This window comes from Streptomyces sp. NPDC050388, assembly GCF_040655635.1.
GTDB lineage: Bacteria > Actinomycetota > Actinomycetes > Streptomycetales > Streptomycetaceae > Streptomyces.
The window spans coordinates 90,377-100,843 of sequence record NZ_JBFAKH010000015.1; the positions used below are offsets into that span (position 1 = coordinate 90,377).

Here is a 10,467-nt window from a genome sequence, read left to right on the forward strand (position 1 = left end):
TAAAGCCCCTGTAATGCACGTGTCAATACGTTGAACACAATGGGTGGGTGGCGCCGGACTTAAACCCCGTTCTGCCTTCGCGTCTTGACGGTGTGAGCGCCCATCCGGCGCCACAACCGCGACACCGAGTATCCCGAGCAGCTCAAGGGAGCCGCGATCACTCCGGCCGTCGACGTCTTCGCGCTCGGCACGGCGCTGACGTTCACCGCCACCGGCACCGGGCCCTTCGGAACCACCGAAGGCAGCAGCGCCGCCCAGTTGATGTATCGGATCGTCTACGAGGAGTCCGACCTCGGTGCTCTGCCGTCCCGGCTGCGCACGGTTGTGGGCCGGTGCCTGGCCAAGGATCCGGCCCGGCGCCCGACCGTGCAGCAACTGCTGGAACAGCTTTCGCACATCGACGGCGATGCGCAGGTTGCCGCTGGTGTCCAGTGGCTGCCGGATTCCCTGGCGAGGTCGTGACCGACAGCGCGCCTCCGTCGCCCTCACCGCTGCCTCCCGCCAAGCAGTCCACCGTTGTCGACGCGCAGGCGCCCACGCAACTGGCCGGCCCCGTGGTCATGCCTCCAGGACCCGCATTCGGGGGCCCGCCGACGCCGCACACGGTGCCGCACCTGTACGGCTACGCCGAACCCCGCAGCGGAGGCACGCGGGGACCGAGGAGGGCCGTGATCATTGCGGGGGTCGCGGCAACCGCGGTCGTCATAGGGGGACTGGCATGGTTCCTGCCGAACGTCCTCGGCGGCAACCGCGACCGGGACACGCCGTTTTCCGCGAGTGAACCGTCGGCCGCGGCCGGGGCGGCTCAGCCACCGACCGAACCGACGCCGTCCCAGGCCGGGCCGACCCGGTCCGCCGAGGCGCCCGCCCCCAAGGAGCCGCCGGTGGTGGGCACCTGGCGGGGCAGCCACCTCCGCAACCAGGGCAAGTCCCGGCTCGGGCTGGACATCAGCTCCTCCGGCGGCGGTGCACCGGAGGCGGTGTTCGGGTTCTCCGCGCATCCGGACAACCTCGATGTCCCCACCGGCTCCTTCGCCATGATCGGGACGTACGGAGAAGGCCGAATGGCCCTGCGCGGGGACCGCTGGATCGATCAGCCCGACAACTACCTCATGGTCGACCTCGAGGCGGACGTGCCGCAGGAGAACCCCACCGCCCTCGAAGGAGAAGTCGTCGGCTCCTTCGGCTGTTCCACCTTCTCCGTCGTACGGCAGTGACGGGCCGAGGATCACCCAGGGTGCCGCTCACCTCGATGTGTACGGTTCCGGTCGCGGTGTCGGATGGTGTCCCGCCGGGTGGTGTGGGGGATCTTTGCGGTCCCTGCGCTGCGGGGCCGGAGGCGGGTGCCGTGTCGAAAACCGTGAGCAGTCGGCGGGCATGTGTCACGTAAGCGCTCAAACGAGCGGAATCAGGACAGCGGTGGCCGAAGTGCTCACGGTTTCGGGATGGGGTGTTCTCCCCGGGGCGTGGACGCGTGTCCCGGCACCGCCCACGTCGAGGCTGCTGAGCGGCACCATCGGCCCCGACCTGCGACGCCGCCTTCAGATCCCTTACAACGCCCGCAGGGACCATCCCCACAAGTGCAGCTCAGCGCGCCGGAAGGCCCCGGATGCACACGGCTTCCCATGTTGAGGGCTCAGGCCAGGGGTCACAGTGGCCCCAGTTGAGTGAAGACGATGAGGGGGACGGTGACGAGGGCTGCCCCTCGGCGCACCGGGCCCGGGCGCTCGCGAGGGGAGCGGCCGGGCCCGGCGCATTCGGTGATGGGGCGTCAGCAGTTCGGGATCACGGTGCCGTTGTTGTCACGTGCTTCGTCGTTGCCCCAGCGCGACAGGTAGTACGCGGAGACATACGCCCCGCGCCCGTTCTTGCCGGCGTAGGTGGTGTCGAGGTCCGTCTTCAGCCACCAGTGGTTGTAGGTGCCGTTCGCGCCGCGGATCTCCTGGCCCCACACCTTGCAGTACACGTAGTTGGTGCCCGCGTTCAGCACACCCTGCGCGTCGTTGGTGTTCGGCTGCGCGTAGCCCGTGGCGTTGGTGAAGGTGTCGACCCAGTACTTGCCGGTGCCGCAGCCGTTGTCGCTGGTCAGGTGGTGGCTGCCGTACGAGCCGGGGTAGGCGAGCGAGGTTCCGTTGATCTTGATCTTCTGGCCGACGCCGTTGTAGAGCTGCTCGTAGTGGATGTGCGCGCCGAAGCTGTTGCCGGTGTTGCCGGTGGTGCCGATCTGCTGTCCCTGGCCGACATACGCGCCGCTGGCGACGGAGAAGGCGCTCAGGTGGAAGTAGTAGGTCTGCCAGCCGCCGCCGTGGTCGATCTTGATGTAGTTGCCGGCGCCGTTCGCCTGGTAGTGCCGGGTGGCGGTTCCGGAGGCCGAGGCGAGCACGGGCGAGCCGTTGGTGGTGCCGCCGTCGCTGCGGACGAAGTCCAGCGCCTCCCGGACCTCGGCCGAGTGGTGGCTGTACGTCCATTTCTGGCCACAGGCGAAGGGGGCTTTGAAGAGGGGCGCCGCCTGCGCGGGCGTCGCCGCGAGCAGGCCGCCCACGAGGGCCACGAGGCCCAGCAGGGCAATGCGTATCGATCGCAATGCTGTCTCCGAACTACGAAGTGCGTGGAGGATTGGTCTCCTCATGCGCGGACGGGCCCAGAATGCCGAAGCTTGACGTGTGCGCAACAGTCCCCCTAGGGAAGTCCCTAGAGCACGCCGGCGAGGCCGTCCGCATCGTCAGCGCTTTCCAGACGGCGGGCTTCCCCCCCCATGCGGTCGGTTCGCTGTGGCACATCGACGACGTGATCGGGGCTGACGTCGTCCGCACGGCCGAGACCCTGCACCGGGCCGTACACACCCTGCGCGACACGTATCCGCAGACCCCGAGCCCGGGGGCCTACCGGATGCACGTGAGTCCCCGGCTGTCGTCAAACCTCGGCCGATGACCGCCCAGGATCAGGGCTGGCCGGGCTGTCGCAGCAGCAGTTGCGTCGCGGGTCTCGGGAGGTCTGCGGTCAGAGGGGTGTGCCAGAGTCTGCGCATGCTCGAGATCGTGGTGAAGACGGAGAACCGGGAGCGGCACGTCCGCGTGTCCGCCGAGGAGCTGGAGGGGCTGGTCCGGCGAATCGGTGATGACGGTGACCGCTTCCTGGTGATCCAGCGCATACCCGACCTGCCGGACGTCTTCGCCCAGGTCTGGCACGAGGCCGGTGGTGACTACACGCTGGAGCACCGCGACGGTGCCGCCGACCGGCACTTCCAGGCGATGGCCGACGGGCCCGAGGTCGTGATCGCGGCGCTCACCGGCTGGGCCCGCCAGGAGACCGGATGGGAGGGTGGTCCGGCCTGGTCGCTGCTGGACATGGGCCCCGTCCCCGAGGGGCCGCCGCTCGACCTCGACGAAGACGAGCGCGCGGAGTTGGAGAAGCGCGTCCGCGAGGGCTGGTCGGCGGCTACGCCTCCCGCGCCGAACTGGCCCAGCTTGCCGAGGAGTACCTGGTCACCGAAGACCGTCGGCCCGTCTCGCGCGAGCAGGCACAGGCGCTGGCCGACCGGATGTGGCTGGAACGGATCGCGGAGCAGGCCACATGGCAGGGCGAGACCGACCCTGAGCGGCTCACCCGCGCATTCACCACCCTGCGGGAGGCCGGTATCACCGCCCGCGAGAACTTCACCTGTTGCCGTAGCTGCGGCCGGTCCGAGATCGGCGGCGAAGGCGGGCCCGACGCCCGCGGTTTCGTCTACTTCCACACCCAGTGCACAGAGTCTGCCGCGGACGGCCGCGGACTGATGCTCCTGTACGGCGGCTTCGACGGCTTGTCCGAGACCACTGCGGTCATCGGCCACGAGGTCGTGGCTGCCCTAGAAGCAGTCGGCCTCCACGCCGAGTGGGACCACGACCCCGGCAGGGCCATCACCGTCACCCCCCTGGAGTGGCGCCGCCGCCTGATCGGCTAGGACCTGTCCGGCCGCTCTTGCGGCTGCTGCTCCGGCCGCTCGTCGGGCCGAGCACGGACCTGACGAATCGACGAACGGCGGGTGGCCGCTTCGGGGGTTGTATCTCCCCGCCGTCTCCCGCCCCCGCCTGTGACAGCCCTGTGACCGGAACTGTTGCCTCCATCACACGTGCGGGGGTCGCACCCTGATGAGATGGCCGGATGCGCAGATTCGCTGACCTCCGCCCGGCTCTCGCCGCGACCACCCCCTTACTGTCGGCTCTCGCCGCGACCGCTCTGCTGCTCACGGGCTGTGGGACGGAGCGCGCGGGTGCCGGGAGCACCGGCGCCGGCACGGCCGCGTCGCAGGAGGGCGCGCGGATCGACGATCCGGGCAAGGACGGCGTACGGATCACCTCGCTGACCCTCCCGTCGGACTCCCCCTCACCCACCCGCAGCCACTTGGTCTCCGCCGACAGGCTCACCACGGGCTCGGACTCGGGGGTCTCCGCCGCCTATGAGGTCACCAACGAGGGCGCCGAGGCCCTGACCTACTCGATCGTCTTCACCTTCATGAGCGGTGACGGCGGGGCCGTGACCAACCAGACCGAGACCGTGCGCGACCTCGGCCCCGGACAGACCGTGCGGGGCACGGTCCGGGCCGGGGAACTGCCGCCCACCGCGCCGCGGGTGACGCAGGCCGAGGTGCTCGAAGTGACCAAGGTCCCTGCGGGCGAGGCGCCGGCCGAACCGGGCTCCTGCCCCGCCTCCGGGATCCGGATCAGCATCGACGAGGGCAACGCGGCCATGGGACTGCGCGTCGTGGGCCTGCACCTCGACAACTGCGGCACGCGCGCCTACACCGTCGAGGGCTACCCGCTGCTGGAACTCCTGGACGAGGGCCTCGAGCCCGTCGACGGCATCGAGATCCTCGACGGCAGCGGCGACATCACCACCGGCGCCGGGCCCGACGAACAGCCCCGGCCCGTCACGCTCGAGCCCGGCGAGTCGGCGACCGCCGGCCTGGTCTGGCGCAACACCACCGAGTTCGGTACGCCGGTGAACGTGCCCTACGTGCGGGTCCGGGCGAAGGAGGGCGCCGACCCGGTGACGGTGACCCCGCACCTCGACCTCGGAACCACCGGAAAGCTCGGGGTCAGACCCTGGGAAAAGACGGAACAGTAGACGATGCCTCTCACCTCGTCGACCGTGGGGGCCGGGGTGATCCACGCGCCGTCCTCGTTGCGGTCGCACACGACGAACCCCTCGGAGCGCAGCCGGTCCACAAGCGCGGGCGAGTGGGTGGCGCGGTGTTCACCACCCCGTCGACGACCTCTTCCGGCGTGCCGACCAGCGGGGCTGGGCAGTCGACACGCCGCAGCCCGGGTATCCGGCGACCTCCGGGGTGTTGCTGGGCTTCACCCAGCAGACCTTCCAGGGGGTCGAGCGCGACGCCGACGGCTTGTCGAGGCACGTCGCCCCGGTCCTGGTGGGGAAGGGACTACTGCGACGGCTTCGGAAGCGGGCCGAGTCGGAGCGATGGGCCGTGGACCGGGAGCGGTCCGGACGCAGCGTGGACCACCTCGAGGTGGCTGGTGGCGCTGGAGGGGGCCGGGCAAGGGGCGGTGACGACGGGCCGGCGTTCCGCTCAGGTGTCGGAGACCTCCACACGCAGCCGCCCACCGTCCGCCCCGGCGGCCGGTCGGATGTGGAAGTCCTGGCCGGGGACCCGCCCGGGGCGTACGGCGTCGGCGCACAGCGCGGTGGTGATGAGGGCCGTGTCTCGTTGACGTCGCCGGCGTAGGGACGTCCCAGGCATCGAGGCGGTGCCCGCACAGCTGTCTGGCGAGCCGGGCGCCACGCGGAGTCGAGCTGAAGCACATCGTGAACCGGTGTGTCGTGGGGGATGGTTGTGTTGCGGTCACGTACTCACGGTGACGTCCCGTGGCCCGGCACGACCAGGGGCGACGCGCCGACGCGGGCCCTTCGTACGCGACGACATCCGGCGGTGTGCGGCGCGGTACGGGGAGAGCCGCGAGACGGAGAACGACGGCCTCTCGCTTCGCGGTTCGTTCACGAAAGCGCAGCCCGACGGGTTCTGCTGGGGTGGGGGGCTTCTGTCCTCGACCGGGCAGAACCCGAAGACACATGGGCGACTCACCCCACACGGGCCCCGTGGACCTCCGCCCGCTGTGACGCGACTGTGACCGGAGGAGTGGCTTCCGCCACAGACGGTCCGGGGTGGTGCTGATGAGGTGGCCCGCATGCCTGCCGCCCCGCTCATCCCTCAAGCCCCGCCCCCGCCCGGACGGAAGGGGCGGGAGGGACGGGCGTGCTGCTGGTGGGTTTAGGTCTCTTTGCGATCTGTGCCCTCGGCGCGCTCATCGCCGCGACGGGGGTCGTCGCGATGGCGTTCCCCGGTCGGCCCGAGCCCTGGGCGGTGCATCTGCTGCGCCGTGCGGCGGCAGCGGCCGTGTGGGCGGCCGTGGCCGTCTACTCCCTGGGGCTCTCCGGTGTTCTGCTGTCGGAGCACGAGTTCGGCAACGGCGCGGACTCGATTCCGGCTCCGGCCTGTCGCGACGGCTTCGACGCGGAGACGAGACAGGGCCTCTCCCACCACCGGTCCTCGTACCTGCCACTCCGCTTCGACTGCGTCCGCGACGACAGCACCGTCTACTCCAGTGAGGCCGGCTACGTGTGGATGAACTGGGCGACCGCGTCCCTCGCCCTGGCCGCCCTCCTGCTCGTCATCGGCACGGGCTACGCCACCGAGCTCCGCGCCCGGAAGACTGCGGCGGTGTCATGACGCTGCTCCCGGTCTTCGTCGGGCTCGTGGTCGGCTGGGTCGCGTTGCGCGGGCTGCTGGCGCATCCGCTGCTGCCGTTGTGGATGCGGACCTCGGTGTTCTGGACGGTGCCGCTCGGTGCCATGACCTGGGTCGTGATCATGGTGGCGGACGACCCCTTCCTGTTCCCGGAGACCGACCCCTGCCCCGGGGTGCCGATGCGGGAGGGCGTCACCGGGAGCGGGGAGGTCTCGGGAATCTCCACCCCGTTTCCGCCGCGGGCCTACTGCCAGTGGGAGGACGGCACCGTCCACAACCTCGCGCCCGGGGCCGAGTTCGTGTTCTGGGTCCTCTTCGCCATGACGGTCGTACAGCTCGCGGCGGGGCTGTGGCACGTCCTGCGGGATCCGAAGTCGTTCCTGCGCTAGGGGACAGGCGGCGGTGCAGGACGACCTCTTCGCCGGACACCCCTGGCCCTCACCCGCTCGCCCGTGACCAAGGACCTGAGTGGTTACCGTGAACAGGCGGATTGTTCCTGGGGCGACACGTCTCCCTGCATGCGCACCAGGATCCGGAGGGTTTCGCGGGCCTCCCGGCGACGGCTCGGCCGCTTCGAAAAGGTGGCCACAAGCGCGATGGCTGCGGCAACACCGACGTAAGTCATGCAACAGATGAGCGAGATCATCCCGAGCGCAGCCGGGACCAATTCGGCCATGAAGTAATGGGGTTATCGCCCCCTTCGGCGACTAGACGTCTGTTTTCCGCCAGCCTACGGCCTCTGACTCCTCGGTGTCTGCTCGCAAACAAGCCATACGCCCGCCCGAGAGACCCCCCTCCCGTTCGCCGCTCAGACAGCCGGGTGGAGCCGTGCGCCCGAGCTTTCGACCGGCTCGCCGAGCACGCCGTGCGGGGCCGGCGGCCCGTGGGCTCAGCTGAACCCGTAGGCGCGCTCGACCTTGGCCACGTGGAGCGTGAACGAGGAGTATCAGTGCTCGCGCCCGTGCGCACGGGCCGGGGCGTGCTCCGCGTGATCCCGCCAAGCGGCGATCGAGTCCTCGTCCCTCCAGTACGACACCGTGATCCCCAGACCGTCCGCGCCGCGAGCGGAGTCGACCCCGAGGAATCCCGGCTGGTCGGCGGCCAGTTCCAGCAACCGCTCGGCTGTCTCCCCGTAGCCGTTGTCGCCGGCGGTCCGCACGGCGGTGAACACCACGGCGTAGTAGGGCGGGGCGGGCAGCGACGCGGGCACAGGATCGGTCACGGAGGCCCTCCAACGGACGACACCGGCAGTATCGCCTCGAACGATCTCGCGCGCCCACCTGAAATCACAACCCCCGCTGTCCGGCCACTGACCCGTGCTCCAGGCGTTCGCGGTGGCACGGTAGAGGTGAACCACGCCGGTGTACGCGGTTCAGCGGTCGCGGAACGGTGGCAGCACCTTCTGCTCCACCAGGCGGTCGAACAGCTGCAGCAGCCGCGTCTCGGTGTCGAGCGCGTTCGCGAACCCCGCCTGACGGATCTTCACGGTGGACGTGATGTGGTCCGCCTCGTGGTGGAACAGGAAGTCCCCGACCGACCAGGCGACGAGCTTCTCGTACGGCGTGGGGACCAGGCCGTGACGGTCGACGAGTCGCTGCCACACGTCCGCGCGGGTCGGCATCGCCTCGGTGAGCGACATCTGCTGGGGCGGGGCGTAGGCCATGCCGAAGTGCTCGGCGAACCGCGGCCAGAGGCCGGACCAGCGGAACTGGTCGCCGTTGGTCACGTTGAAGACCTGATCGGCGGCGGTCCCGGCTGAGCCCGCCCACACGCTCGCCCGGGCGAGCAGCTCGGCGTCGGTGGTCTGGTACAGCACGTCGTAAGCGGCGCGGGTGTCGGCGGCCCGCATCGTCGAGGCCCTCGACCCGCCGGGGTTCGCGCGGGCCTGACCGGCCGCCCGTCCGGGCGACCTCCGAGGCGCTGCCCGGGGCGGCGGATGCGCTACGGCGTCCCGGTCAGGCGCAGGCGGGTGCGGGAGGGGGCCGACGGGGGCAGTGCGGCGATGATCTCGGCGAGCGAGGTCGCGGCGAGGCTGTGCCGCCAGGCTTCGTGGGCTTCGGCCATCTTCTCGGCGAGGATGCAGGGGTTCTGGCACTCCTCTGCGGGCAGTGCTCCCCGTCCCTGTTGGCGGATCTCGCGGCACTCGTACGGCGCGGACGCACCGTCGACCGCCTCGACGATCTGCAGGAGCGTGATCTCGGAAGCGGGCCGGGCCAGCCGGAACCCACCGCGCGGGCCCGTCGTCGCGGCCAGCACGCCGGCCTTGACCAGCGCCTGGAGCTGCTTGGCGAGATAGGCCGCCGGCAGGTCGAAGTACCGGGCGAGCTGTGCCGCCGACGCGGTGGTCCCCGCCTCGAGCTGCGCCAGCGACGTGGCGCAGTGCAACAGCCATTCCGTACTCACAGGCAGCTTCATGGCCGGATCCTATCCCGGATATTGCGGACCTCTTTAGTCCGAGATAGCGTCCGGCGGCAGTGCGAGAGGCAGAGGAGAGATCACCATGCGGACCATGCGAATCGCCGTGGCCGGAGCGACCGGGAACATCGGGGCCCTCGCCGTCGCCGCCCTGGAACGGGCCGGACACCACGTCGTGCGCATCAGCCGTTCACTCGGCGTGGACCTGACCACGGGCGACGGCCTCGACGCCGCCCTGACCGGCGTCGAGGCCGTCGTGGACGCCACCAACTGCACGGCGACCGACCGGGACGAAGCGGTGACGTACTTCGGCACCACCACCCGGACGCTGCTCGCAGCCGAGGAACGGGCCGGTGTCCGCCACCACGTGCTGCTCTCGATCGCCGCCGTCGACCGCGTCGGAGGCAACGCGCACTACGCCGGCAAGCGCGAGCAGGAGCGTCTCGTGGCCGAGGGCCCGGTGCCGTGGACGATCGTCCCGGCCACCCAGTTCCACGACTTCGCCGCGATGGTGACGAGCTGGACCGAGCGGGAAGGCACCGCCACCATCGCGCCCCTGCTCGTCCAGCCGATCGCACCCGCGGACGTGGCCGACATCCTCGCCGAGATCGCCACGGGCGCACCGCAGGGACGTTACCGGGAGGTCGCCGGTCCCGAGCCGCAGGATCTGGTGGACATGGCCCGGCGCACCAACGACGCGCGCGGCCGTGCGGTCAAGCTCGTGCCGACGTGGTCGGCGCTGTTCGGCCCGGCGATGGCCGGTGACGTGCTGCTGCCCCGAGCGGGCGCCCGCATCGCGCCGACCACCTTCGACGAGTGGCTCGCACAGCAGCGATAGCGCGTCCCGCTCCACAGCGCCCCGCGCCGCTGCGATCGCGGTAGCGGGCCACGGCCACCCCGCCTGCGCCGATGGCCACCGGCCGTGGCATCACGCCCCGGATCGCCCGTAGAGGTGGGTACGGACTCCGGTCGGCGGCTGGGCGGGCAGGCACCGCTGGACCGTCGAACGCACCGTGGCCCGGCTCACCCGATGAGACCGTTCCTTGCGTCTGCCGGCGGAATCGGCGCAACTCATCGAGATCGACGACTCCGGCGGCGTGGCACGCAAGCGGTGGCGGCGCACGACCCGGCCGGTGGCCCGGTCCGGACGGTCGGGCAGGACCGTCCTGATCTCGGGCCTCCGGCCTTCGCCCTCACCCACCCGCCTCCGTCAGGAACGGGCCGGGCTCGTCCGACCAGGAGACCTACGGGCTGTCGCGGACCAGGTGTGTGCGAGGCTGGTTGACTTCTTCTGCACGGGCGGTCGA

The 10,467-nt window shown here is 70.7% G+C and carries 11 protein-coding genes and 1 pseudogene; 7 read left to right on the plus strand and 5 right to left on the minus strand.

Features of this window, described 5'->3' with window-relative positions:
• The first annotated feature begins 102 nt into the window (after positions 1-102).
• Both AB0I73_RS11480 and AB0I73_RS11485 read left to right on the plus strand, forming a co-directional pair.
• A complete protein-coding gene (locus tag AB0I73_RS11480) occupies positions 103-462 on the plus strand; it encodes a protein kinase (protein ID WP_363036206.1) in 360 nt (119 codons plus the stop codon).
• A gap of 206 nt (positions 463-668) precedes the next feature.
• Positions 669-1,217 carry a hypothetical protein gene (locus tag AB0I73_RS11485; protein WP_363036135.1) on the plus strand — a complete coding sequence of 183 codons (549 nt, stop codon included), beginning with the start codon at positions 669-671 and terminating at the stop codon, positions 1,215-1,217.
• 554 nt (positions 1,218-1,771) lie between these two features.
• Here AB0I73_RS11485 and AB0I73_RS11490 read toward each other — a convergent pair.
• On the minus strand, positions 1,772-2,584 hold the full coding sequence (locus AB0I73_RS11490; protein WP_109379648.1) for a M23 family metallopeptidase: 813 nt from the start codon (positions 2,582-2,584) through the stop codon (positions 1,772-1,774).
• Positions 2,585-3,026: 442 nt separating this feature from the next.
• On the opposite strand from AB0I73_RS11490, the pseudogene AB0I73_RS11495 reads away from it, so the two are divergent.
• Together AB0I73_RS11495 and AB0I73_RS11500 are read left to right on the plus strand one after the other, a co-directional pair.
• Positions 3,027-3,943 (plus strand): annotated as a pseudogene (locus AB0I73_RS11495) (hypothetical protein).
• Positions 3,944-4,143: 200 nt separating this feature from the next.
• Positions 4,144-5,106, plus strand: coding sequence for a DUF4232 domain-containing protein (locus tag AB0I73_RS11500; RefSeq protein WP_363036137.1), 963 nt, complete (start codon positions 4,144-4,146; stop codon positions 5,104-5,106).
• Between the two features lie 463 nt (positions 5,107-5,569).
• Here AB0I73_RS11500 and AB0I73_RS11505 read toward each other — a convergent pair whose 3' ends face one another.
• Positions 5,570-5,740 (minus strand): hypothetical protein, encoded by a 171-nt coding sequence (locus AB0I73_RS11505; RefSeq protein ID WP_363036139.1) that lies wholly within the window; start codon positions 5,738-5,740, stop codon positions 5,570-5,572.
• Positions 5,741-6,253: 513 nt separating this feature from the next.
• Between AB0I73_RS11505 and AB0I73_RS11510 the strand changes: the two genes are divergently transcribed.
• Both AB0I73_RS11510 and AB0I73_RS11515 read left to right on the plus strand, forming a co-directional pair.
• The gene (locus AB0I73_RS11510; protein WP_363036141.1) at positions 6,254-6,727 is read left to right on the plus strand and encodes a hypothetical protein; all 474 of its coding nucleotides are present in this window, start codon (positions 6,254-6,256) and stop codon (positions 6,725-6,727) included.
• Positions 6,724-7,134, plus strand: a complete 411-nt coding sequence (locus AB0I73_RS11515) for a hypothetical protein (RefSeq protein ID WP_363036143.1) — start codon at positions 6,724-6,726, stop codon at positions 7,132-7,134. Before AB0I73_RS11510 ends, AB0I73_RS11515 begins: the two co-directional genes overlap by 4 nt.
• Positions 7,135-7,691: 557 nt before the next feature.
• Here the strand turns inward: AB0I73_RS11515 and AB0I73_RS11520 are convergent.
• From AB0I73_RS11520 to AB0I73_RS11530, 3 genes are all read right to left on the minus strand, one after another.
• Complete coding sequence (locus AB0I73_RS11520) at positions 7,692-7,967, minus strand: antibiotic biosynthesis monooxygenase (protein WP_363036145.1); 276 nt, start codon at positions 7,965-7,967, stop codon at positions 7,692-7,694.
• Between the two features lie 150 nt (positions 7,968-8,117).
• Positions 8,118-8,594, minus strand: a complete 477-nt coding sequence (locus tag AB0I73_RS11525) for a hypothetical protein (protein ID WP_363036147.1) — start codon at positions 8,592-8,594, stop codon at positions 8,118-8,120.
• Positions 8,595-8,686: 92 nt separating this feature from the next.
• Positions 8,687-9,160, minus strand: a complete 474-nt coding sequence (locus tag AB0I73_RS11530) for an Rrf2 family transcriptional regulator (protein WP_363036149.1) — start codon at positions 9,158-9,160, stop codon at positions 8,687-8,689.
• Positions 9,161-9,245: 85 nt separating this feature from the next.
• On the opposite strand from AB0I73_RS11530, the gene AB0I73_RS11535 reads away from it, so the two are divergent.
• Positions 9,246-9,998, plus strand: coding sequence for an SDR family oxidoreductase (locus AB0I73_RS11535; RefSeq protein ID WP_363036151.1), 753 nt, complete (start codon positions 9,246-9,248; stop codon positions 9,996-9,998).
• The last annotated feature ends 469 nt before the right edge of the window (positions 9,999-10,467 follow it).